We start from the raw sequence: 24,785 nt of genomic DNA on the forward strand, positions 1-24,785 counted from the left end.
CTATCAAATCTTAAATTTATTTAAAAGCTGAACTTTAAAATTACATCAAAACATTTTTAAGCATTAATTTAAATAAAAGGAAGCGGTTTCCTCCAATACACAATAATTTTTGATTATCATTGTTTTATTAAAAAGTATTATAGTATGAAACAAAAACTACTTGCTCTAACTACTCTTTTTATGATAGGTTTACCCTGTCTTAATCTTGTTGCTCAAACTTCAAGTAGAACCAATTTACCTGTAAGAACACAACAAGTACCTGGTAAAGCTACAACTTATCAAAAGCGTGTTGTTGATACCGTAAAAAATACAGACTTCAGCCTACAAGGGCAATACAGATTTTTACTTTCTAGATCGAGGTCATCCTACGGATCTAAACTTATCAATCCCGTTAGGTTAGATGCTTTATGGAAAAGCGTAAATGATACTTTACGGAAAGAAAGGGCCGCCTTAAAAAGTGCTAGCACTAAAGTAACTGAACAAGAAAAGGAAATTGCAAATTTAAAAACTGAAGTTAGTGGTAAAGAAAACTCGCTAAATGAAACTAATGCCAAAGCAGACGAAATTAGCTTTTTAGGTATTTCTTTTACAAAGGGAACTTATAATGCTTTAGTTTGGTCTATAATTGGAATTTTGGCGATTGCATTATTTGTGGTAATTGCCAGATCTACAAAAAGTATTTTGGAAGCAAAACACAGAACTCAGCTTTATGATGAGATATCTGCAGAATATCAGGCCTACAAAACAAAATCTAATGAACAGCAACGTAAGTTAGCAAGAGAGTTGCAAGATGAGCGAAATGCTATGGAAGAGCTAAGAACTAGAGGTAAATAATTCTAATTTAAAGGTATTTTATTATAAAAAATTCATTCACAAAAAAAAGTCCTTGAAAATTTCAAGGACTTTTTTTTGTAGATTATAAAATCATTAAACTTTGATTTCTACTTCAACGCCGCTAGGTAATTCAAGTTTCATCAATGCATCAACAGTTTTAGAGTTAGAGCTATAAATATCTAAAAGACGTTTATAAGCACACAATTGAAACTGCTCACGTGCTTTTTTGTTTACGTGTGGTGAACGCAAAACAGTGAAGATTTTCTTTTCTGTTGGCAACGGAATTGGTCCGCTAACTACTGCACCTGTAGGTTTAACAGTTTTCACGATTTTCTCAGCAGATTTATCTACTAAGTTGTAATCGTAAGATTTTAATTTAATTCTGATTCTTTGGCTCATTTTCTATTTTAATTATGACCACCTGTTAGAGCTATTAATAACAAGGGATCGGTTTATTTTTAAGTAGCAAGTATTGAGTATCAAGTATCAAGACCATTACAATCTTGCTACTTGATACTTATATCTCGATACTAATCTTCAGATTTTACTTTACCTTTTGATTTTGCAATCACTTCGTCTTGTACGTTTTTAGGCGCTGCTTCGTAGTGATCAAACTCCATTGTAGAAGTTGCACGACCAGAAGTAATTGTACGTAACTGAGTTACATAACCAAACATTTCTGATAGAGGCACAGTAGCTTTAATTACTTGAGCTCCATTACGAGTATCCATACCTAAAAGCTGACCACGACGACGGTTCATGTCACCAATAACGTCACCCATGTTTTCTTCAGGAGTTAAGATTTCGATTTTCATGATTGGCTCCATCAAAGTTGGCTTACATTTAGGTAAAGCCTCACGATATGCCATACGAGCAGCAAGCTCGAATGATAAAGCATCTGAATCGACTGCGTGGAATGATCCATCAATCAAACGTACTTTCATATCAGGAAGTGGATAACCAGCTAATACTCCATTTGTCATTGCTGATGCAAAACCTTTCTCTACCGAAGGAATAAATTCACGTGGAATTGAACCACCTGTAATTTCGTTTATGAATTGTAAACCACCTTTTTCGAAATCAGAATCAATTGGAGAAATTACTACTTTAATATCAGCAAATTTACCACGACCACCTGATTGTTTTTTATAAACCTCACGGTGTTCAGCTGTACCAAAAATTGCTTCTTTGTAAGCTACTTGTGGCGCACCTTGGTTAACTTCTACTTTAAATTCGCGTTTTAAACGGTCAATTAAAATATCTAAGTGAAGCTCACCCATACCAGAAATTACTGTTTGACCAGTTTCTTCGTCAGTTTGAACTCTAAATGTAGGATCTTCTTCAGCTAATTTACCTAAAGCCATACCTAATTTATCAACATCAGCCTGAGTTTTAGGCTCAATTGCTAAACCAATTACTGGCTCAGGGAAGTTCATTGATTCAAGAATGATTGGATTTTTCTCTTCACAAAGTGTATCACCTGTTTTAATATCTTTAAAACCTACAACAGCCGCAATATCTCCAGCACCTACATTCGGAATTGGGTTTTGCTTGTTTGCATGCATTTGGAAAATACGAGAAATACGTTCTTTGTTTTCAGAACGAGCATTGTATACGTAAGATCCAGCTTCAAGGTTACCAGAATAAACACGAATAAAACATAAACGACCAACAAAAGGATCTGTTGCAATTTTAAATGCTAAAGCTGCAAAAGGCTCTTTTTCTGATGGTTTACGCAAAATTTCTTCGCCAGTATCAGGATGAGTTCCAACAACACCTTCGCTATCCATAGGCGATGGCAATAATTCCATCACATAATCAAGCATAGTTTGTACACCTTTGTTTTTGAAAGATGAACCACAAACCATTGGTACAATTTTAGCATCTAATACAGCTGCACGTAAAGCATCTAAAATTTCACGCTCAGTAATTGAATTAGGATCCTCAAAGAATTTCTCCATCAAAGTCTCATCATAATCAGCTACTGATTCTAATAATTTTTCTCTCCACTCTGCAACCTCATCTAACATATCTTCCGGAATTGGCACTTCAGTAAAGGTCATACCTTTATCATGCTCATTCCAAACAATACCACGGTTGTTAATTAAATCAACCACACCTTTAAATGAATCTTCAGCACCGATAGGTAATTGCAATGGAACTGCATTAGAACCTAACATATCTTTAACTTGCTTAACAACTTTTAAGAAATCAGCTCCAGAACGGTCCATTTTGTTAACGAAACCAATACGAGCAACATTGTAGTTGTTAGCTAAACGCCAGTTAGTTTCAGATTGAGGCTCAACACCATCAACTGCAGAGAACAAGAATACCAAACCATCTAATACACGTAACGAACGGTTTACCTCTACGGTAAAATCCACGTGTCCTGGTGTATCGATAATGTTGATATGGTATTTGCTACCTCTGTAGTTCCAGTTAACTGTTGTTGCAGCAGAAGTAATGGTAATACCACGCTCTTGCTCTTGTGCCATCCAGTCCATTGTTGCAGCACCTTCGTGCACCTCACCAATTTTATGACTAACACCTGCATAATATAGAATACGCTCTGTTGTTGTAGTTTTACCCGCATCAATGTGAGCAGCAATACCTATATTTCTTGTAAATTTTAAATCTCTTGACATATTTTTGAATTAACGAATGATGTAAATGAGAAATGATTGAATAGGAATTAACCAATTCAATCATTCAAAATTCACTCATTCAATCATTTTATCTTAGAATCTGAAGTGAGAGAACGCTTTGTTAGCCTCAGCCATTTTATGCGTATCTTCTTTTTTCTTAACTGCTGCACCTTCACCTTTAGCTGCCGATACGATTTCGCCTGCTAATTTCTCTTTCATCGTTTTTTCACCACGTTTACGAGCGTAAGTAATTAACCATTTCATGCCTAAAGCAATTTTACGGTCTGGTCTTACCTCTGTAGGTACCTGAAAGTTTGCACCACCAACTCTACGAGATTTAACCTCTACAGCAGGGCTGATATTTACTAAAGCACGTTTGAAAACTTCTAATCCACTTTCGCCAGCTTTTTGTTCTGCAATTTCTACTGCATCATAAAAGATAGAGTAAGCGATAGATTTTTTTCCATCGTACATCATATTATTTACAAATCTTGTAACCTGAACATCGTTAAATTTAGGATCAGGAAGAATAATTCTCTTTTTTGGTTTTGATTTTCTCATTTCTGTTTCCTCCTAATTATTTTTTCTTTCCTTTTGTTGGTGCTGCAGCTACTTGCCCTGGTTTAGGACGCTTAGTACCATATTTACTACGACGTTGGTTACGACCAGCTACACCTGATGTATCTAATGCACCACGGATAATGTGGTAACGTACACCTGGTAAATCTTTAACACGACCACCACGAATCAACACGATTGAGTGCTCTTGTAAATTGTGACCTTCTCCAGGGATATAGGCATTCACCTCTTTTCCATTGGTTAAACGTACACGGGCAACTTTACGCATTGCTGAGTTTGGTTTTTTAGGGGTAGTAGTATATACACGTGTACATACACCTCTTCGCTGTGGACAGCTGTCCAACGCCGGAGACTTACTCTTGAACTCCAGTGCTACTCTACCTTTTCTAACTAATTGTTGAATGGTTGGCATTTCTTGCTTTTTGTTTTTGCTATTTTATTTAAAAACTCCTTAATCGCCAGCCTATAACACGGCCACATTAAGGGACTGCAAAAGTATGAACTTAATTTGTGATAATCAAGTGTTTGGGAGAGATTTTTTTTGAAGCTAAAAGACTAAGCGATAAACACTAAGACAAATATTTACTTTTCATCGTTTACTATGCAGCTGAAGCAATCAAACCAATCACAAAACTATATTATACTTTAGTTATAAAACCATTAACAAATTAATACAGTAAGGTTTTGAAAAAGAATGACAGTACCAATTGGCTACTTCAGCCCCGCTAATGTTGCAAGCTCGTGATGTCTTCGACTGCCTGCCGCGGCAGGCAAGCGCTCAGAATCACACTCGCTTTCCACGTATATCGGGTTTAGAGAACAAAAACCTGTTTAAGAAACACTAGTTGCAAATCGCCTACTTTGACAAGCTTTTAGAAGAAATGAAAGAGTTTGTGAAAGTTTAACATAAGTGCTCTGTGTGCAACATACCACGGGAATAGCTTCTAATCATACCTTTACAAAAAAATATTAACCTATATTTATGTTATTAATAATGTGGCAATGAAAAAGTACTTAGAAATCGTAATCATGATCACAGCATGGTTTGCTTTAACACTACAATTCATTATACTAAAAGATAGCGTATTTAACTATTTTAGTTATTTCACAATTTTAAGTAATTTGTTAGTGGCCTTAAGTTTAATAGTAGCATTATTCGCAGCAAAAACAAATTTAGGGAAGGTATTTTCATCACCAAAAACCAAATCGGCCATTGCATTATACATTTTAATAGTAGGCTTAGTTTATAATTTAATACTTAGAGGTATTTGGGAGCCAAAAGGATGGCAATTAATTGCAGATAACTTACTCCATGTTATTGTACCTATACTGTATTTAATTTACTGGATCATTTTTACAAGCAAAAACACATTGAATTACAAAAATATTCTAGCGTGGACGATATTTCCTTTTCATTACCTGTTCTACTCATTAATTAGAGGGCATTATGTAAATTGGTACCCTTACCCATTTCTAGATGTTGCTCAATTTGGATATCAACAAGTTTTTATCAATGCTTTTTTTGTTGTATTGGCATTTTTGGGTTTTGCAACAATAATGGTATGGTTTAATAAATTAGGCACTAAAAAATTATGATACTTTATCGTTTGGTGGTAATTACCCTACCAGTTGTTAAATAGATTTCGAAAATTTTATATAATCCATCATCTGTAGTTTCAACACTTTCTATTAAACCAGTTTTACTAAATCCATCGGTTACTAAATCGCCAACCTTTAAATCTTGCAAAACTTCGTTTTCAGTTTGCTCATTTATCCTTATCATGATCAAATATTTTTATTAATCCTTCTAAGTTATACAACAAAACCTAAACGCTTTGGTTTGCGTTAGGGATTAAAGGGGTTCGTACCGATTTTTCATCGGTACCGTAGCGAAGCGAAGCCCTGCAAAGCCCGACCCTTCACCGATTTTTCATCGGTATTGGGAAACGCCCAAAAACAATTAATTAATTGCCCATTTAATACCTGCCAATAAATGTTTAAGAAAAACCGGATCTGAATAGCACTCTTTTGTATGACCCAAGGCGGTGTAAAAAACTCTTCCTCCATCGTACAAATGATACCAACTAACGGGATGGTCATTTTTCATTTTACCACCAGTATATGAATTTTCATCAGCTTTAATTAGCACTTTAACCCCAGTGTTTAAGTTTTTAAAATTATACCACTCATCTTTATGCAACCAAGGACTAGGCAAACCCTTAACAAGCTTATTTTTTGGCATTACAATCTCTAATTTTGCTTCCTGTATTTTAGGGTGACTTTCAAAATAACCTCCGATTAATTTTCCATACCAATCCCACTCATAACTAAAATCTGTAGCTGCATGTATGCCAACAAAACCGCCACCAGAGTTTATAAAAGTTTTGAAAGCTTCTTTTTGAGCATCGTTAAATACATTAGTTCCTGTTGGATTTAGAAAAATAATAAGCTTATATTGTTTTAGGTTTTGGGTATTGAATGATAAAACGTTTGTTGTAGTGTCTATTTTTAAATTATTTTGCTCACCTAACTTAAACAAGGCAATTATACCCTCGTTAATTGAAGCATGATGAAAACCTTTTGTTAACGAAAAAACCAGTACAGATTGATCTTTTTTAGGTAAATCATATGCCGCAGCTGCAAAGCAGAAATGTGACACTATAAGCATCAAAGTTAAAAACAAACCTTTTTTCATACATTCATATTTGAATGACTAATTTATGAAATGTATTTTAGGTTTGCGCTAAAAATTGTTAGCTAAATTTAAAAATATCTTAAATACAGCTAATTAGCAATTTAGAAGCAATATTTTTTATGACGAAAAATTTTATTATTACAAACTATATTGATTGTTTGGAGAATATTCAATCAAACTGAAGCGATTTAATTCTGAAGCTTAGGCAAAGTTTTTTGTTCTGTTGGTAAGGCTTTAAATTTTTCGTAAGCCTCTAGCAAATAAAACCTAAAATCATCTGCATCTGCATTAACCGCAAATTTAATATCAGGACGGTATAAGACCAAAAAGGCATCGAGTTCTGGTTGTTTTAATGGCAAAAGAGCTGATACGGTAACCGCATTAAATCTTTTATCAATTTCTTTCTCAACCTCATCATTTTCAATAATTTTCTTTAACCTGCGGGCATTTTTACCTTCTTTACCAAAAAAACTTGAGGGATAAAATCTTAGTCCTCTTCCGGGTGTAAGCAGTATTGGATTTGCTTTGTTATAAACATCCGCATACTGAGTTTTTAAATCTACTTCGCCAGATATATTGACCGTATTTAGCGTATTTGAAGTAGACCTAAGAAATCTTTCTACTTTTTTTGAATTTACAAGTAAGGCTGTATCGGTTTGATAGCCTAATAATTGATAGATAATTACATCACCAATTTTTGCCGAAATCGTGAAGTTACCATTGGCATCAGTTTCTGTTGATAGTCTTGTATTTTTATTTAATATGGAGACTTTCTCTAAACCTTTTTTGGATACTTGATCAAAAACCTGTCCTTTTATAGTTTCTTGGGCTTTTAAACTATACTGAACTAAAACAAACAGCAAGAAGATGTTAATGGCTACTTTCATAATTTTAGGGCTAAACTAAATATACTTAAGTAACTTTTTTTAAACCTTCAATGTTTTAATGAAAGGTATTTAAATATAATTTTTCTACTTTTTTTCTAGCCCATTCGGTTTTTCGAAGAAATTTTAAGCTAGATTTCATAGATGGATCATTTCTAAAACAAGCTATTTTAACCAAGTTGCCTAACTCCTCCCAGCCATAATGAAAAAAAAGCTGTTTTAAAATAAACTCCAAGGTTAAACCATGTAAGGGATTATTTTTTTGCTCTTTCAATTCCATTCACAAAGTTAAACCGATTACTGCAAAGTACAAAGAGTTACAATTTATAACTATAGTACACAATTTTTATACATCACTTAACACAAACATTAAAGTGCTTATGATATTTTCTTTGCTTGAAGATTTCCTTAAAAAAGCATCAACGGCTGTATCGTTTAGCCATCCAATTTTAACCTCATCATTGTCAGTATCTGAAAATAAGATAACCTTAGTATATTTAACGGCTTGTTTAAGGAAATCTTTTATATACTCATTTCCTGGAATACCAATGTCTATGATCAATAAATCATAATTCTGATCAAACACATCAACAATAACCGCATCTAAATTACTCTCCTCATAAACAATGGCATAGGGCCAAATGTGATGGATATAAGATTTTAACTGCACTCGATTTAATCTACTTTCATCAGCAATAAGGATGTTCATCAAATTGATAAGTAGGATTAAAATTATTGCTTAACAATTTTAAATTCGGTTCTTCTATTTAATTGATGATCTTCTTCTGAACATTTAACCCCATTTGTACATTCGTTTACTGAAACACTTTCTCCATATCCTTTTGCAGTAATACGACTTTTATCAATGCCTTGGTCTATAATGTATTGAACAGCAGAATTGGCCCTATTTTGAGACAACCATTGATTATATTGATCTTTACCTCTGCTATCTGTATGTGAACCTAATTCTATCCATATAGTTGGATTTTCCTTTAGTATTTTAACCAATTTATCTAGTTCTTTTGCAGCATCTGGTCTAATATTAGATTTATCAAAATCATACCTGCAACAGGGGTGCTTGATGTTGCTAAACTCCAAGTTGTGGTATTAGTAAGATTTACTCTTGGAAACAATAAGCCCTTATTGCTACTTTCTAATTCAAGTAATGATCCCTTATTAATTAAAGTTGGATTATCACCCACCTTAACCTGAGCATTTGCAAATTGGGCAAATGCTGCAATTATAAATAGTAGTGCAATTTTTTTTGTATAAATGGTCATATTCTACTTTTAATGATTTCTTAAATTGAAATAATATTTTCATGAACTAATCAAAGCATGTACCATATCATAAATAGGGTATTTATAGCTATTTCTTGGTATTTTTAGTAGATGTCTCACATTAATAATAGGGTTAAAATTCCCCAATAGGGGAAATAAATCGGTCGCAATTATTGATATCAGAAAAAATCAATATTTAAAACATTAAACTATACTCGTTTTTAAGTTTTCAATTTAGAAAAACATAAATATTAAAATTAATTTATATCGTAAGAATGCAACCGATTGCTCATAATCAACTATATACTAGTGACGAAAGAATTAATTAAGATTGAAACCGGATATTTTACAACGAAGTTCGGAGCATAAAATCTAATTAATTTGCTGAAACATAAGTAAATGAGTATATTCGTGAATTAATGATCATCCGCTCCAAATATTTGCTTGCAATTGGCAAATCTCTCTTTATTTTAGGTTTTTTATCTTTTATCTCCTGCAATTTTTCTGATCCAGAATCAGAAAAATTTTCTAATGAATTTGATCTTCAAATTAAAGAGGCTCAAAAAACAATAGATATACGAAAGCCTGAAAAAGCTATAAGATTTATTGACTCCTCATTTTACCAAATTACCAGTCCTAATACTGGCGATAAATGGAAACGCTTCAATTTTATTAGCCAGGCAAACTACAATATAGCTAGGCTGAATTATGATTCCTCCCGTTTAAAAAAAGCTAATGTTTTTATTGATAGTGCCATTTTACTTGTGGAAAAGCATGAGCGAGCAAATAAATATGCATATGAACTATGTATGTCTTATTTTACCAAGGGTGATATCCTCTTCGAATTAAAAAATTACCATGAGGCTTATAAGTTCTACTACAAAGGCAAATTATTAGCAGATGATCAATTAAGCAAATGCGATCAAGGCGTTTTTCAAAATAGGTTTGCCCTACTCAACTACAAACAAAAAAGTTTTGCTGCAGCTGCCTCCTTATTTATGAAAGCTTACCAAGATTACAGTACCTGTAGCTTTTCGTTTACTAATTTCATGATTTTACAAGGGGCATTAAGTAATGCAGGAATGAGTTATGCACAAATAAACAAATTAGACAGTGCGCAAAATTGCTACCAAAAAGGACTTGCCTTACTTGATACTTATAATGGCATATCACCGAATGAAAAAAGAGACATTTTAGATGCCAAGGGTGTTTTCTACTATAATTTGGGCGAGTTAAATATGCTTAGTGGTAAGAAAGCTAAAGCTGCTGCTTATTTTGAGAAATCTGTTAAACTTAATGAAACATTTGGAAAAGAGCAACGTCATGCACAAACTACAAAGATACAATTAGCAAGGGCAAATTTTGATTTAGGAAACTGGGACAAAAGCAGAAAGATTTTAGCGCAAATAAGAATTGGTTTAGATACTTTACCAAATACTAAAGCCGAAGAAGAATGGCAGTTATTGATGTACAATTTTTCAGAAATCAATAATCTAAAAAAAGAAGCTGAAACTCATCTCATCAACTATTTAAATCTCGAAGAAAAAAGGAATAAGCAAGAAGCAAATTTGATCCTTACAAATGCAGAGCAAGAATTTTATGCGCTTCAGAGAGAGTATGAACTTAGCTTATTACAAAAAGATAAAACTTTAAGCAATGTATACCTCATTTTTACTTCTAGCGTCGCTCTTCTTTGCCTATTATTCATTGTGTTTTTATACAGAAATATTAAATCATCAAGAAAAACGAATGTAATTTTAAATGATGTTAACAAAAAAATGTTTCAGCAAAATGAATATCTGCACAAAACACTAAAATCTTTAGAAGATAGTCATGAAGAAAATACAAGGGTAATGCAAATAATTACTCATGATTTGCGAAGTCCGATGGCTGCTATTGTTGGACTTTCTGGTTTTATGATTGCTGAGCATAATTTATCTGAAGAGGATATGGAAGTAATTTCACTTATTAACACTTCTGGTTCCGACTCTTTGAAATTCATTAATGATATCCTGAAAAAAGAATCTGATTCTACAGGGTTAAAAACTGAACCAGTTGATTTAGATGAATTATTAACTTACTGCACAACGCAGTTACAATATAAAGCAAAAGATAAAAATCAATCAATAGTATTTGATGGCTCGCCAATTACCTTAGCCCTTAACAGAGAGCAGATTTGGAGAGTGATGAGTAATCTGATTAATAATGCTATTAAGTTCAGTTTACCAGATAGTATAATTAATGTTTCTTTGCAAACCAATGTAGAAAAAGTAATTATTACTGTGAAAGATAATGGCGTTGGAATACCAGATCACTTAAAAGATAGAATTTTTACAGCTAGCGAAGATATCAAGAGAGAAGGGACAAGCGGTGAACAATCTTATGGCCTCGGCCTTTCAATATCTAAACAAATTATTGAGGCACATGGTGGACAATTAACTTTCGAAAGCATAGAAAATGTTGGCACCTCATTCTTTATCATATTTCCAAACGATAATTTAGAAGCGTTAAATGAAGGTTAATTGCCGAGCAATAAAACATAATAAATCAGTTCAACAAAAAATGCCCTCCTAAAGTATTTAACTTCCTGAGGGCATTTTAAAATTATTGATTACTCTAATTTAATCGCTTAAGATTATTTACCATTTCCCATTCCACCCATTTGTCCACCGCCTTGTTGCTCTCCTTGCTTAACATCATCGTTTTTAACTTTTTTCTTTTCTGTGAATTTTAGCTTACCGAATGAATAGCTAAAGTTAACCCCGAATGAACGTAACGGATAGTAAATGTTTGTACTTTGGAACGTATTTCCAGTAGTGTTTACTGTTTTGATATGTAAATCTCTATTAAAAGGATTTAAAGTATTTAAACCGATTGATCCTTTTTTCTTCATTATCTCTTTTTTGATTGCTCCGCCATAAAATACCATCGCATCGGTTTTACCTTGGAAAGTTCTACGTGGTGAATTTAGCACGCCAAAAAATTCGATACTTAAGCCTTTATTAAATGTTGTTGCAGATCTTAAAAACCAGTTATAATTTAAGAAAGTTGGTGTATTTACACCTGTAAAATTATTTTTTACTTGGTAAGTATTTAAACCAATATTTGTCATTAATGTCCATTTTGGCATCGGATTGTAAGAACCAAAAACATTTAGACCTACAGTTTCTGAAGTACCAACGTTAATAAATGTTGTTAATACTTTATCAACACCATTTTCGGTAATTGGCTGTATCGCACTTTCAATCACATCTCCAGTTCTACGGTAAAATACCGAAGCGTTAATAATAGATCCTTTAATGAATGTTGAATAGCCAAACTCGTAGTTATCGCTAATTTCTGGATCCAAATTTGGATTACCTTCAGATACACTAAACTGATTAGACTCGTTACGGAAAGGGTTCAAATAAAACAAACTCGGACGTTGTACCCTACGGTTGTAGCTTAACTTTAAGGTTGTTTTATTATCCTTTAAGGTTTGCGAAACTACAGCACTTGGAAACAAGTTAAAATAATCATTTTTAATTGGTAAGCTATTTGCAAACACACCACTAATATCAGTATACTCAGCTCTTAAACCGCCTTTAAACTTAATTTTTTGGGTTAAATCGAAACCAATAACACCATAAGCAGAACCAACATTTTGGTTATAATCAAAATCTTGTGCCGCCTGTGTATAATCACTGGCAATGTTACGAGCAATTCCTTTTAAGCCTGTTTCTAATGTAGTTTTTTTAGTAATAGGCAAAATATAATCTGTTTGCAAAGTATATTCATTGTTTTTACCCACGTTATCATTCGCAGTTATAATATCTGGTATTCCGGCTGTTCTTAAAATATTACTAAATTCGGTTGTATTTCTACCTTGAGATAATTGTCCTGAAACACTAAACTCCTCCCCTGCTCTTTTAGATGTACGCTTGTAATCAACATTCCAATCCATGTTGTTAAAGCCCATATCCATGTCAGAAATATTCTGCAAAGCCAATCCGTTAATGTTAATGTTCGCTTCACCCGGACCACCATTGTTAAAGTGATTGTATTTTATTGTAGAACTGATATTGTTATAAGCATTGATATCATAATCTACACCAAAACTACCGTTGTAACCTGGTCGAGCCCATTTAGAAAAACCATCTTGAAAAGTGGTAGTACCAGCAGTTTCATTTAAAAAGGACACTCTGCTATTTTGCGGATAGGCATAACTACCTCCTAAAGCAGCGTTTACACTTAAACGATTTGTTTTAGCAGTTAAGTTAAAAGATCCATTATTTTGGCGAGTACCAACTGAAGTATTTACACTACCACTAACGCCCTGTGCATTAGATTTTTTGGTAATGATATTGATAATACCACCAGAACCCTCTGCATCATATTTAGCCGAAGGACTAGTAATTACTTCTACACTTTTAATTTGCTCAGCAGGCAACATTTTTAATGCATCAGCTACGCTATTTGCCATAGTACCAGATGGTTTACCGTTAATCAAAACCCTAACTGCACCACCACGTAATTGTACATTACCATTCACATCTACCGAAAGCATTGGCACTTTACGCATCACATCTGTAGCATCGCCACCAGCATTTGTAGCATCAGCCTCTGCGTTATAAACCATTCTATCAATCTTATTTTCAATAATGGCTTTTGTACCCTGCACCGTAACTTCATTTAACACGTTAGCAGTTGGCACAAGTACAACCGTTCCTAAATTCATATCTGGCTTAGCCAAAGTTGTTTTTACTATAATGGTTTTAGATTTATAACCTATAAAACCGATCGATAGTTTATATTCATCAGCAGCCACGTTTTGCAATACTAGCTTACCTTTTTCATCTGTTACACCTCCATTAACGGTCTTGCCATCTTTTGTTTTTGCTAAAGAAATCGTAGCATAATCAACTGGTTGTTTGGTTAGCGAATCGATAATTGTTGCTGTGATACGACCAGTTACTGATGGCTTTTGTGCACCACCCATACCCGGAAATTGGGCTTTGGCACCTATCGTGAAAATTAAACCTAAACACAGTAGTAGTAGAACTTTTTTCATTGTATGATTTGTTTGTTTTGTTTTGTTTGTTAATTAGTATAACAAATGTAGTTTTTGTTACAATCGATGTATATAAATTTTAGACCACTTGAATTAATCTAGCCGCGAATGGTAAAAATCAATCGGCGAATGGAATAGGTGTAATAAGGAAGAGATAAGATGGGAGCTATTTTTATCAATTAGAAAAGCAATTTGCTACACAAATTAAAGTCAGTCCGGCTTTCCATTTCAATCTTTTTGTCTTTTCCTTCGACTACGCTCAGGATGACAGACCAAAAGGATTTTCATTTCAATCCGGTTTATTAAACAGCAGTTAATACAACTATTTAAGGTTGCATAGCTTCAAACCGTAAGTTGTGATTCGATAGGAAACTGAGAGTTTCAACCGAAAACTGTTAACCGTTAACTGACTAGTTTTTCTCAAAATTCTCTATCTCTTTTAAAAACTTACCCGCTTTTAAAATAGATTGCCATTCTGACCCCCAAAACATCATTCTAAACCAACGTTTATCGATGTTGTTAATGTTTATATTTCTATAGAACCAAATGCCAATAAATGTGAAAATTAAAACGATTGGAACCTGTATAAACCAGAAAGCAAGTGGCCTTTCATTTATTAACTCTAAATTAATATTCCAAGTTGCAAATACCGGAAATTGTAAAAAACACACCCCAATAACTTTTAAGGTAGCGCTTTTTAGTTTGGCCATTTTATACTGCATATCCACTATATTCTCTGTACAATCAATTTGGTTAATCAATACAATTTGATGAACATACATTGCAACTGCTAGCAACGTAACTATCAAATGAATAGCAACCGAAATATTTATAAAAATCGTTGCAATAGGATGTAGATGATACAAAAAATAAATAATTAAAGCTGCATAAACTAAACCAATTAAAATGGCTATCACCTTATAATTTCTTGCTGGCCTTAATGCATTTTTAGCTTTTTGCTGCTGTAATTCTGTAATTAACTTATGGTTAATAGATATCGTTTTCTCCAACTTTTCGTCGTACTGTTTCCATAAATTAATAATTTCTATATCTTCCATTTCTAAAGTTCTTTTTGTGAAAATTTCTGTTTCAATTGCTCTTTAATTCTTCCAATTTTGGTGGCCACATTTGTTGTGGTAATCCCAATAATTTCGGCCATTTCTTTGTGGGTTTTTTCCTCTAAATAAAGGATCATCAATGCTCTATCCAATGAATTTAATTCGTTAATAAATTGTTGCAAAGCGCTCAAATTACTTTCTAAACCCTCATCTAAATTTTCATCAGCTATTTCAATTAGATGATCACCCAATGTAATTGTTGATGCTGATTTTGACACTTTTCGATAGAATGAGATGGCTACATTTAAGGCTATACGATACATCCAAGTAGAAAGCTTATATTCCGGATTAAAGCTATTCCACGATTTCCATAATTGATAGATGATTTCTTGTGCTAAATCTTCTCTGTCATCCGCATTGCGACAGTAAGCGTTACATATTTTAAATATGATGCGCTTATTAGCCTCAATTAAGTTTAAAAATTCTGGAGAAGTTTGGGTTGTAGCTTGCATTAATTAAATCGTCTTTCCCTTATTATTCGCAACAAGGTCAGAAATATCACAGGGAATGTAAAAAATATTTTCGTGATGATTTATTTTTAGCCACAAAGACACTAAGAACACAAAGTTATTAAATCAGAAAGGATAAATTCACTGAGAACAGCTATTAAAACAAAAAGCCACAGATTTATGATTAAATCTGTGGCTGTAGTTGGAGGTATTTGTGCAACATATCTCATATCGCACATCTCACCACTCATATCTATATCACAATATTCACAATCTTGCCTTTTACAAAGATGATTTTTTTAGGAGTAGCCCCGTTTAAATAACCTTGAACTTGTTCATTTGCCAATACGGTTGAGATGGCTTCATCTTGCTCTAAGCTTAAACTTAGGTTTAAATTCATCTTCATTTTACCGTTTACAGAAACTGGATAAGCAAACTCTGCTTCTTCTAAATAGGCAGGATTAAATTTAGGGTAAGGTGTAGTTGATAAATCTTTATTGCCTAATAACGACCATAACTCTTCGCAAATATGTGGTGCGTAAGGCGAAAGCACAACTATTAAATCTTCTAAAACTTGGCGATTTTTACATTTTAAATCAGTTAATTCATTAACCGCAATCATAAAGCTAGAAACTGATGTATTGAACGAGAAGCGCTCAACATCATCTTGCACTTTTTTAATGATTTTATGCAATGCCTTCAACTCTGCCTTTTCTGGAATAGAATCTTCTACATGGAAAACCCATTGGTCATTGTGGAAAAGGCGCCAAAACTTACGCAAGAATTTAAATACCCCTTCAATTCCGTTGGTGTTCCATGGTTTACTTTGCTCTAACGGGCCTAAAAACATCTCGTACATACGCAAGGTATCTGCACCATAGTTCTCAATCAAAACATCTGGATTAACCACATTAAATTTTGATTTAGACATTTTTTCTACTTCAACACCACAAATGTATTTGCCATTTTCAAGGATAAATTCTGCATTGGCAAACTCTGGTCTAAACTCTTTAAATTTGTTGATATTTAAGATTTCATTCTCAACAATATTTACATCAACGTGTAGAGCAGAAGTCTTGTAATCCTTCCTTAAACCATAAGAAACCAAAGTATTTGTACCTTTTCCTTGTTCATCAACCACACGATAAACAAAGTTACTTCTACCCTGTATCATCCCTTGGTTAATCAGCTTTTTAAAAGGCTCTTCTTCATTTACATAACCTAAATCTTTCAAAAATTTGTTCCAGAAACGGCTGTACAACAAATGCCCAGTTGCATGTTCAGAACCACCAATGTACAAATCAACGTCTTTCCAATATGCAATGGCTTCTTTTGAGGCAAAATCGCAGTTATTTTGTGCATCCATGTAGCGGTACCAATACCAGCTACTTCCGGCCCAACCCGGCATGGTGCTCAATTCATATTCAGCCCCACCTAAATCCTCCCCAGAAGGGAGGACTTTTGAGTCCTGCAATGAAGCAAGTTTCTGCTCAATTTTGCGCACAACCAAATCAGTGTCGCCAATCACTTCATCATTAGAAAACCTAATAACTTCATATCCATAACGAGCCAACATTTCAGTTCTTTGTTGGTCTTCTTCTTTTATTTGCTGATGATAACCACCGTCAACTTCCACCACGAGGTTTTTTGCTAAACAAATAAAATCAACAATAAATTGATCAACTGGATGCTGTCTTCTAAACTTGAACCCCGTTTTGTTATCTCTTAAAAACTGCCAAAGAATTTTTTCAGCTTCTGTTGGTTCAGCTCTATGCGCTAAAGCGTTTTCTTTTAAATGTTTATATAACGCAGGATCGGACTTTGCTCGGTAGGCATCATTCTGCCCCCTCCCTTCTGGGGAGGGTTGGGGTGGGGCTTTATATTTCCAATCAGCCGCCCTGCCTAACGGTGGCTCACCGCTTTCAGTTGGTAAATACTTATCAATTTCTGGCAATAATAGAGGCAGTTCTTCTTCCCTAATCAAATAAGGTAAACCATCTTTAAAATAAACAGGAATTGGTTCTCCCCAATAACGCTGGCGACCGAAGATAGCATCACGCATGCGGTAATTAACTTTAGCCTTACCAACTCCTTCTCTTTCTAACCAATGGTTTAAGTAAGAAGTAGCTTCTTTGTAACCCAAATTATCAATAAAATCAGAGTTAATGTATTTTCCCTCTTTAGTTGGATCAGCTTCAACATCAATGTTTTTCTGTCCATCTAATATTTGGATAATTGGTAAGTTGAAATGTTTTGCAAACAACCAATCGCGTTGATCGCCACTTGGCACACCCATTACCGCACCTGTACCGTAACCCGCTAAAACGTAATCGGCAATCCAAATTGGCACCAATTCATTATTAACAGGGTTGATGACATAACTACCAGTAAATGCTCCAGAAACCGTTTTTGTATCCGCCATGCGGTCTAACTCTGATTTTTTTTTAGTTTGTGCAATATAATTTTCGATATCAGCTTTTTGAGAATCAGTAGTTAAACTTTGTACTAATTCATGCTCTGGAGCTAAAACGATAAAAGAAACACCGAAAATGGTATCAACACGGGTGGTGAAAACCTCAATATAATTTACGATTTCAGATTGACGATTTACGATTTGCCCCTCATTCGTAAATCGTAAATCGTCAATCTTAAATCTTACTGAGGCTCCCACACTTTTACCAATCCAGTTACGTTGCATTTCTTTAACTGGTTCTGGCCAATCTATGGCATCTAAACCTTGCAATAAACGCTCTGCGTAGGCAGAAATACGCATGCTCCATTGCATCATTTTTTTCTGTTCTACAGGGTGACCGCCGCGTTCAGAAAAACCATCCTTAACCTCATCATTAGCTAAAACTGTACCTAAAGCTGGGCACCAATTCACGGTACTTTCTTTTAAGTAAGTTAGTCGATATTTTAACAGCTCAACTTGTTTATCTTCGTCAGAGAAAGTTGCCCAATCACTCGGCATAAAAACCCTTACATCTTCATCACACACAGCTCTTACATCGGCACTGCCTGCTGCATTAAACTTCTCTATCAAAGTAGAAATATCTTCTGCTTTATCAGTCTCTAGGTTATACCAAGAGTTAAACAATTGCATAAAAATCCACTGTGTCCATTTGTAATAACCAGGTTCGCTAGTGCGTACTTCCCTACTCCAATCAAACGAAAAACCAATTTGATCTAACTGACGACGATAGGTAGCAATATTTGCTTCTGTAGTAATTGCTGGGTGTTGCCCAGTTTGTATAGCATATTGTTCTGCAGGTAAACCAAAAGAATCATATCCCATTGGATGCAAAACATTGTAACCTTTTAACCTCTTGTATCTTGCAAAAATATCTGATGCGATGTAGCCTAGTGGATGACCAACATGTAACCCTGCTCCAGATGGATAAGGAAACATATCCAAAACATAATATTTTGGTTTATCTGAATTTTCTTCGGCTTTAAAAGTCTGATTTTCTGCCCAAAATTTTTGCCACTTTTGCTCTATCTGTTTAAATTGATAATCCATTAAATTGCTCTTTCTTAAATAGTTTGCGAAAATACAGAAATTAAGCCTGTTTTTGAAGTGTTGATGATATAAAAAAGCGCTAACCCCAATTTGGTGATAGCGCTTTTAAAAATAACTCTGTTTTAACTATCGAGTTAAAAAGTAGGTTTCTGTTCTTGTTGGACTTGAACCCACAACTGTACCAGTAAATTCGAATTGGTTTGCAGTTATAATATTTACCTTACAGTCTAAATCTTTTGAAGAAAAATCTAAATAAAACTTACTATCATCAATTGTTGAACCGAAAGTACCTAAAGACCTATTTGAACCTAAACCTAATTCAACATCATCATTTGGGCTATCTTTAAAGTCCATGTAATCATCTACAGTATAAGCAGTTGACACTGTTACCGATCCAACTGTAGTAACATCTATTTTATTTACTCGCCATTTCCCAATCATTTTTGATCTTAAAGGCTTAGTTGCTTCGTCTTGTTTTTTACAGGCAGAAAAACCTATTACCAAAAATAAAATTGTAACTGCAAATAATAATTGTTTTTTCATTGTTATAATTAATGGGTGATTAATGTTTAAACTTATAACCTAAACGGCACAAAGCATGTGCAAAGTATAATATGCTTGTAAAAGTTAAAAAATGTTAAGTTGAGCCGTAATTTAAAGTCCTTTAGTTATTTTGCAGTACAAAATATGTGGTGTTAACAAAACAAAAAGAGGCATTTAATTTAAGTTTTTGCTTATCTTTCTTTATTTTCGCGAACATTAAAAACATAATATGGAAGAATTTGAAGTAAGCGAGGCGTCTAAAAAGACTAAAACGATATACATATCAACCATATTTAGCATTGCCTTAGTTTTGCTAATGTTAGGTATGTTAGGTTTAATACTAGTTCATGCAAAAAACCTATCAAATTATGTAAAAGAGAACATTGTTTTAAACATTATTGTTGATGAAGGCGCTAAAGAAACCGATATTTTGGCCTTTAAAAAAGAGTTAGAAAGCAATGTGGCTGTAAAACAAACCCAATATGTAAACAAAGAAGTTGCTCAGCATAATTTAACCAAAGATTTAGGCGAAGATTTTGTAAACTTTTTAGGCTATAATCCATTACTTTCTACGATAGATGTTTACCTAAAAGCAGATTATGCAAACAATGCTAATATTGATGCGCTGAAAAAGAAAATCGGAACTAATCCTATTGTTAAAGAAGTAGTTTACCAAAGTTCATTAATTGATATGGTGAACAAAAACATCAGTACAATAAGTTTAATTGTGCTTGGCTTTGCGGTTATTTTATTAGTTATTGCTATTGCTTTGATAAACAACACTATCCGTTTGGCAATATTTTCGCAACGCTTTTTGATTAAGAGTATGCAATTGGTTGGCGCAACAAAAAACTTCATTAGAAAACCTTTTATTTTAGTTGCAGCTCTACACGGCCTAATTGCCTCATTTATAGCAATCATCATTTTATTAGGTTTCTTATATTATGCACAAAAAGAAATTCCAGAGATCTTAATTTTAAGAAATTATACAGAATTTGGAATAGTATTTTTAGGGATGGTTATTATTGGAATCTTCATTACCTCAATAAGTACACTATTTGCGGTTAGCAGATATTTACGTTTAAAAATTTACGATCTTTATAGATAATGGCAGAAAAAAAATCAGCTCCTGCAACTCAGGATGAAAAATCAGAAATGGTTTTTACTAAAAAAAATTACCAATTATTATTAATTAGTATAGCTATTGTTGTATTAGGATTTATTTTAATGATCGGTACCACAGGCGATATTTACGACACTCGAAGAACTTTAGTAGCGCCAATGGTAGTGTTATTTGGTTTTGGCTTCGGCATTTACGCCATCTTAAAAAAATAAAGCTTAATGACGTTTCTACAAGCATTAATCCTTGCAATAATTGAAGGATTAACTGAATTTTTACCTGTTTCATCAACAGGTCACATGATTATTGGCACAGCGCTAATGAACATGCAGCCAACTCCTTTTGTAAAACTTTTTACAATAGTTATTCAACTAGGAACAATTTTATCTGTGTTAGTACTTTATTTCAAACGCTTTTTCAGATCACTTGATTTCTATTATAAACTTGTTGTTGCAGCTATTCCAGCTTCAATTTTAGGCTTAGTTTTAAATGATTTTATAGATTCATTGCTCGAAAGCCCATTAATGGTAGCCGTAATGCTAGTTATTGGAGGCGTGATCTTACTTTTTGTTGATAAATGGTTTAACAAACCAACCACAGACAACTCAGATGAGATTACCTACAAACAATCTTTTATTATTGGGCTTTATCAATGCTTGGCATTAATCCCTGGCACTTCTCGTTCTGCCAGCACAATTGTGGGTGCTATGACACAAAATCTAACACGTAAAGCTGCTGCCGAATTTTCTTTTTTCTTGGCAATACCTATGATGTTGGGCGCATCAGTGGTGAAATTATACAAATTTTTAAAAGAAGGTCATACTTTCTCTGGAGATGAAATCAATTTGCTAATTGTTGGCAACGTTGTTGGTTTTATCGTTGCTATTATTGCAATAAAAACTTTCATCAACATCTTAACAAAACACGGCTTTAAAGCTTTTGGCTGGTACCGTATTATTGTAGGTTTAGCTATCTTAGCACTATTACTTTCGGGCCACGAATTATCAATCATATAATCCTTACCTTTGCGAAAAATTAAATAGTATTTTGAGCAATAAAACTCCTGTCTTCTCTGATTTTGATTTTGCCGCTGGCGAACTTTTGTTAATCAACAAACCATATAAGTGGACTTCTTTTGATGTGGTTGGAAAAATAAGGAATTCCTTAAAACCACAGAAATTAAAAGTTGGCCATGCAGGTACTTTAGACCCGCTTGCCACTGGTTTACTAATTATCTGCACCGGGAAATTGACCAAACAAATTGATACTTTTCAGGCAGAAGAAAAGGAATATACTGGCACCATGGTTTTAGGTGCTAGTACCCCATCATTTGACATGGAGACTGCAATTGATGCTACCTTTGAAATTGACAAAATAACTGAGGAAGATATTTATAAGGCTACTGCCCCATTTATAGGAGAAATTACTCAATATCCGCCAGCACACTCTGCAGTTAAAGTAAATGGCGAGCGCTTGTATGTAAAAGCACGTTTAGGCGAAGAAGTTGAATTGCGCCAAAGACACGTTACAGTTGGTGCCTTTGAAATTACCCGAATCGCATTACCAGAAGTTGATTTCAGGATTGTTTGTAGTAAGGGAACCTACATTAGATCGCTGGTATCTGATTTCGGGAAACAGTTAGACAATGCTGCTTATTTAGCTAAACTAACGAGAACCCGCAGCGGAAACTTTTTATTGGAAAATGCATTTGAAGTAGCAGATTTGGTTCAGTATCTTCGTGATAAGAGAAATGAAATCGCCCTAAAAGATTAAAGCCATGCAAGACCACAGGATCAATACTAAAAAATACAACCACTTATTTAAAGAAATTGCACTAATAACTTGTGGAGTTATTGCAGCTTGTTTCGGACTTAAAAGCTTTTTGTTGCCTAGTCATTTTATCGATGGTGGCGTAACAGGTATATCGCTTTTGGTAAGAGCCTTAACAGGATGGAACTTATCGTATCTTATTGTAATTATTAATATTCCATTTATTATAATGGGCTATAAACAACTGGGAAAAAGATTTGCCATTAAAACCGCAGTTGCCATTACATTTCTGTCATTAGCACTTATTTTTATCCCTTTTCAACCCATCACACATGATAAATTGTTAATAGCTTTTTTTGGCGGTTTCTTTTTAGGCGGTGGAATTGGACTTGCAATGCGTGGTGGTTGCGTAATTGACGGAACAGAAGTTCTTGCATTGTATATTAGTAGAAACAGCATGTTTACAGTTGGTAACATCATTTTAATTTTAAACATCATTATTTTCGCATTTGCAGCCTACTTTTTAAACATTGAAACTGCATTATATGCTATTTTAACCTATCTGTCGGCATCCAACACAGTTGATTTTATCGTAAATGGTTTAGAAGCTTATACAGGAGTTACCATTATTTCTGAAAAAAATGAGGAAATTAAACATTTTATCATCACTAATATGAAACGTGGTGTTACCATTTACAAAGGCGAAGGCGGCTATTTAGAAAAGAAAGATATAGACATTATTTATACTGTGGTTACTAAGCTAGAAATGAGTAAACTACAAACTGAAATTAGACAAATTGATCCCGATGCTTTTGTTGTACAACAACAAATTGCCGACATTAAAGGTGGTGTTGTTAAACGCCAAGCCTTTCACTAAACAATTATCTCTTGAAAATATATCATCAACTATCTGATTTTAAAAAACTTGAAAAAGCCGTAGTAACCATTGGCACATTCGATGGTGTACATTATGGTCATCAGAAAATTATTAAACGCCTAATAGAATTAGCAAAATCTACAGGCGGCGAGAGTGTTATCTTAACTTTTTTTCCGCACCCGCGGATGATTATTGATCCTGAAAATCAAGATTTAAAAATGATCAATACCATTAATGAAAAAGCTGAAATTTTAGCAAAACTTGGTGTAGATCATTTAATAATAACTCCTTTTACCAGAGATTTTTCTAACCTAGAGCCTGCAAGTTATATTAAAGATATTTTGATAGATACAATTGGCACAAAACAAATTATAGTTGGTTATGATCATCGTTTTGGTAAAGACCGCAAAGGCGGGATGAATGAGTTGATTGAGCAATCAAAAATATACAACTATACCATCGAAGAAATACCAGAGCAAGATATTAATGATGTTGCAGTAAGCTCTACAAAAATCAGAACTGCGCTTTTAGAAGGTGATGTTTCTTTAGCTGCAACATATTTAGGCTACGATTTTTCGATAAGCGGGCCAGTAATTAAAGGCGATAAAATTGGCCGAACAATTGGTTTCCCTACTGCAAATATCTTTGTCGAAGAAACATACAAGTTAATTCCTGGAGATGGGATTTATGCGGTAACGATAGAGATGAGTTTGGAGAGTACAGACGAGGGTTTGGAGTTACAGCAATCTAATCTAAACTCGCAACTTAAAACTTATCAGGGCATGGCCTACATTGGGCAGCGCCCAACAATTAATGGCATGACTAGAAATATTGAAGTAAATATTTTCGATTTCAATAGAGAAATTTATGGGCAGACTATAAAAATGAATTTCTTAAAGTTTTTACGTCATGATGTTAAATTCACAGGCCTCGAAGCTTTAACCTTACAACTTCAAAAAGACAAAGAGAATACCTTAGCCTTTTTTAGCCAACTAGATTAAAAAATTACCTTTCGCGGTCTTTTAACAAGCATTTATTTGCTATATTTAAGGCAATGAGATTTTTTATTACTTGTTTGCTATTGTTTTGTTTTCAATCTTTTGTGGTTTGCACCGTAGAAGATGGATCCATCACTTTTGCTCAAGATTTTAATCTAAACTCACATCAAACCAAACTGGCCAAAATTACAGCCAAACAACCCATAAACCAACATGTTGTTCAAGCAACTACTCAACTAACAGATATTTCTAATCATCAAATTATCAAGCAATTATCTGTTTTCATCAATTTTTTTAAAAAGGATAATATAGTTTTTACAAAGCGTTTAAGTAAAATTACCAACGTTTTTGAAAATCAAAATCATAGCTACGATTTTATATTTAGATGCCTGTATCCGAAGCATACTTTTTGGTAATTTATTG

General features: G+C 33.8%; 25 protein-coding genes and 1 pseudogene. 10 read left to right on the top strand and 16 right to left on the bottom strand.

Going from position 1 to position 24,785, the window contains the following annotated elements:
• The first annotated feature begins 144 nt into the window (after positions 1-144).
• Complete coding sequence (locus tag AC07XU_RS01730; RefSeq protein WP_494941893.1) at positions 145-834, top strand: hypothetical protein; 690 nt, start codon at positions 145-147, stop codon at positions 832-834.
• Positions 835-927: 93 nt separating this feature from the next.
• On the opposite strand, the gene rpsJ is transcribed toward AC07XU_RS01730, so the two are convergent.
• The 4 genes from rpsJ to rpsL form a co-directional block, all read right to left on the bottom strand.
• Positions 928-1,233: a 30S ribosomal protein S10 gene (gene rpsJ, locus AC07XU_RS01735; protein WP_008244591.1), complete on the bottom strand. Its 306-nt coding sequence runs from the start codon at positions 1,231-1,233 to the stop codon at positions 928-930.
• Between the two features lie 131 nt (positions 1,234-1,364).
• Positions 1,365-3,479 (bottom strand): elongation factor G, encoded by a 2,115-nt coding sequence (gene fusA / locus AC07XU_RS01740; protein ID WP_494941894.1) that lies wholly within the window; start codon positions 3,477-3,479, stop codon positions 1,365-1,367.
• A 93-nt stretch (positions 3,480-3,572) separates the two neighbouring features.
• A complete protein-coding gene (gene rpsG / locus AC07XU_RS01745; RefSeq protein WP_494941895.1) occupies positions 3,573-4,040 on the bottom strand; it encodes a 30S ribosomal protein S7 in 468 nt (155 codons plus the stop codon).
• Between the two features lie 16 nt (positions 4,041-4,056).
• Positions 4,057-4,470 (bottom strand): 30S ribosomal protein S12, encoded by a 414-nt coding sequence (gene rpsL, locus AC07XU_RS01750; protein WP_008244597.1) that lies wholly within the window; start codon positions 4,468-4,470, stop codon positions 4,057-4,059.
• 590 nt (positions 4,471-5,060) lie between these two features.
• Between rpsL and AC07XU_RS01755 the strand changes: the two genes are divergently transcribed.
• Positions 5,061-5,654, top strand: a complete 594-nt coding sequence (locus AC07XU_RS01755; protein ID WP_494941896.1) for a Pr6Pr family membrane protein — start codon at positions 5,061-5,063, stop codon at positions 5,652-5,654.
• 4 nt (positions 5,655-5,658) lie between these two features.
• On the opposite strand, the gene AC07XU_RS01760 is transcribed toward AC07XU_RS01755, so the two are convergent.
• From AC07XU_RS01760 to AC07XU_RS01790, 7 genes and pseudogenes are all read right to left on the bottom strand, one after another.
• A complete protein-coding gene (locus AC07XU_RS01760; protein WP_494941897.1) occupies positions 5,659-5,841 on the bottom strand; it encodes a hypothetical protein in 183 nt (60 codons plus the stop codon).
• Positions 5,842-6,018: 177 nt separating this feature from the next.
• Positions 6,019-6,753, bottom strand: a complete 735-nt coding sequence (locus tag AC07XU_RS01765) for a ThuA domain-containing protein (protein WP_494941898.1) — start codon at positions 6,751-6,753, stop codon at positions 6,019-6,021.
• 188 nt (positions 6,754-6,941) lie between these two features.
• Complete coding sequence (locus tag AC07XU_RS01770; RefSeq protein ID WP_494941899.1) at positions 6,942-7,640, bottom strand: carboxypeptidase-like regulatory domain-containing protein; 699 nt, start codon at positions 7,638-7,640, stop codon at positions 6,942-6,944.
• Between the two features lie 55 nt (positions 7,641-7,695).
• On the bottom strand, positions 7,696-7,917 hold the full coding sequence (locus AC07XU_RS01775) for a VF530 family protein (protein WP_494941900.1): 222 nt from the start codon (positions 7,915-7,917) through the stop codon (positions 7,696-7,698).
• 66 nt (positions 7,918-7,983) lie between these two features.
• Positions 7,984-8,346 (bottom strand): response regulator, encoded by a 363-nt coding sequence (locus AC07XU_RS01780; RefSeq protein WP_494941901.1) that lies wholly within the window; start codon positions 8,344-8,346, stop codon positions 7,984-7,986.
• A 23-nt stretch (positions 8,347-8,369) separates the two neighbouring features.
• Positions 8,370-8,699 (bottom strand): annotated as a pseudogene (locus AC07XU_RS01785) (OmpA family protein); the annotation flags it as partial.
• Positions 8,651-8,917 carry a phage tail-like protein gene (locus AC07XU_RS01790; RefSeq protein ID WP_494941902.1) on the bottom strand — a complete coding sequence of 89 codons (267 nt, stop codon included), beginning with the start codon at positions 8,915-8,917 and terminating at the stop codon, positions 8,651-8,653. The gene AC07XU_RS01790 and the pseudogene AC07XU_RS01785, both read right to left, overlap by 49 nt.
• A 419-nt stretch (positions 8,918-9,336) precedes the next feature.
• Between AC07XU_RS01790 and AC07XU_RS01795 the strand changes: the two genes are divergently transcribed.
• Entirely contained in the window at positions 9,337-11,439 is a 2,103-nt protein-coding gene (locus AC07XU_RS01795) for a tetratricopeptide repeat-containing sensor histidine kinase (protein WP_494941903.1), read from the top strand.
• 113 nt (positions 11,440-11,552) lie between these two features.
• On the opposite strand, the gene AC07XU_RS01800 is transcribed toward AC07XU_RS01795, so the two are convergent.
• The 5 genes from AC07XU_RS01800 to AC07XU_RS01820 all read right to left on the bottom strand — a co-directional run bounded on the left by AC07XU_RS01800 (position 11,553) and on the right by AC07XU_RS01820 (position 19,597).
• Positions 11,553-13,967 (bottom strand): TonB-dependent receptor, encoded by a 2,415-nt coding sequence (locus tag AC07XU_RS01800; protein ID WP_494941904.1) that lies wholly within the window; start codon positions 13,965-13,967, stop codon positions 11,553-11,555.
• Between the two features lie 410 nt (positions 13,968-14,377).
• Positions 14,378-15,025, bottom strand: coding sequence for a hypothetical protein (locus tag AC07XU_RS01805; RefSeq protein ID WP_494941905.1), 648 nt, complete (start codon positions 15,023-15,025; stop codon positions 14,378-14,380).
• Positions 15,026-15,027: 2 nt separating this feature from the next.
• On the bottom strand, positions 15,028-15,537 hold the full coding sequence (locus AC07XU_RS01810; RefSeq protein ID WP_494941906.1) for an RNA polymerase sigma factor: 510 nt from the start codon (positions 15,535-15,537) through the stop codon (positions 15,028-15,030).
• A gap of 250 nt (positions 15,538-15,787) precedes the next feature.
• Positions 15,788-19,054, bottom strand: coding sequence for a leucine--tRNA ligase (locus AC07XU_RS01815; protein WP_494941907.1), 3,267 nt, complete (start codon positions 19,052-19,054; stop codon positions 15,788-15,790).
• A gap of 126 nt (positions 19,055-19,180) precedes the next feature.
• Positions 19,181-19,597 carry a hypothetical protein gene (locus tag AC07XU_RS01820; protein WP_494941908.1) on the bottom strand — a complete coding sequence of 139 codons (417 nt, stop codon included), beginning with the start codon at positions 19,595-19,597 and terminating at the stop codon, positions 19,181-19,183.
• A gap of 229 nt (positions 19,598-19,826) precedes the next feature.
• Between AC07XU_RS01820 and AC07XU_RS01825 the strand changes: the two genes are divergently transcribed.
• The 7 genes from AC07XU_RS01825 to AC07XU_RS01855 are packed head-to-tail and all read left to right on the top strand — an operon-like array spanning position 19,827 to position 24,778.
• Complete coding sequence (locus tag AC07XU_RS01825) at positions 19,827-20,705, top strand: cell division protein FtsX (protein ID WP_494941909.1); 879 nt, start codon at positions 19,827-19,829, stop codon at positions 20,703-20,705.
• Positions 20,705-20,932 (top strand): DUF3098 domain-containing protein, encoded by a 228-nt coding sequence (locus AC07XU_RS01830; RefSeq protein ID WP_494941910.1) that lies wholly within the window; start codon positions 20,705-20,707, stop codon positions 20,930-20,932. The genes AC07XU_RS01825 and AC07XU_RS01830 overlap by 1 nt, the downstream gene beginning before the upstream one ends.
• Before the next feature lie 6 nt (positions 20,933-20,938).
• Complete coding sequence (locus AC07XU_RS01835; RefSeq protein WP_494941911.1) at positions 20,939-21,733, top strand: undecaprenyl-diphosphate phosphatase; 795 nt, start codon at positions 20,939-20,941, stop codon at positions 21,731-21,733.
• 31 nt (positions 21,734-21,764) lie between these two features.
• Positions 21,765-22,490, top strand: a complete 726-nt coding sequence (gene truB, locus AC07XU_RS01840) for a tRNA pseudouridine(55) synthase TruB (RefSeq protein ID WP_494941912.1) — start codon at positions 21,765-21,767, stop codon at positions 22,488-22,490.
• A gap of 4 nt (positions 22,491-22,494) precedes the next feature.
• Positions 22,495-23,364: a YitT family protein gene (locus AC07XU_RS01845; RefSeq protein ID WP_494941913.1), complete on the top strand. Its 870-nt coding sequence runs from the start codon at positions 22,495-22,497 to the stop codon at positions 23,362-23,364.
• Between the two features lie 11 nt (positions 23,365-23,375).
• On the top strand, positions 23,376-24,365 hold the full coding sequence (locus AC07XU_RS01850; protein ID WP_494941914.1) for a bifunctional riboflavin kinase/FAD synthetase: 990 nt from the start codon (positions 23,376-23,378) through the stop codon (positions 24,363-24,365).
• Between the two features lie 53 nt (positions 24,366-24,418).
• Positions 24,419-24,778 carry a hypothetical protein gene (locus AC07XU_RS01855; RefSeq protein WP_494941915.1) on the top strand — a complete coding sequence of 120 codons (360 nt, stop codon included), beginning with the start codon at positions 24,419-24,421 and terminating at the stop codon, positions 24,776-24,778.
• Positions 24,779-24,785 lie beyond the last annotated feature (7 nt).

Source organism: Pedobacter sp. GW456-11-11-14-TSB4, from assembly GCF_059424425.1.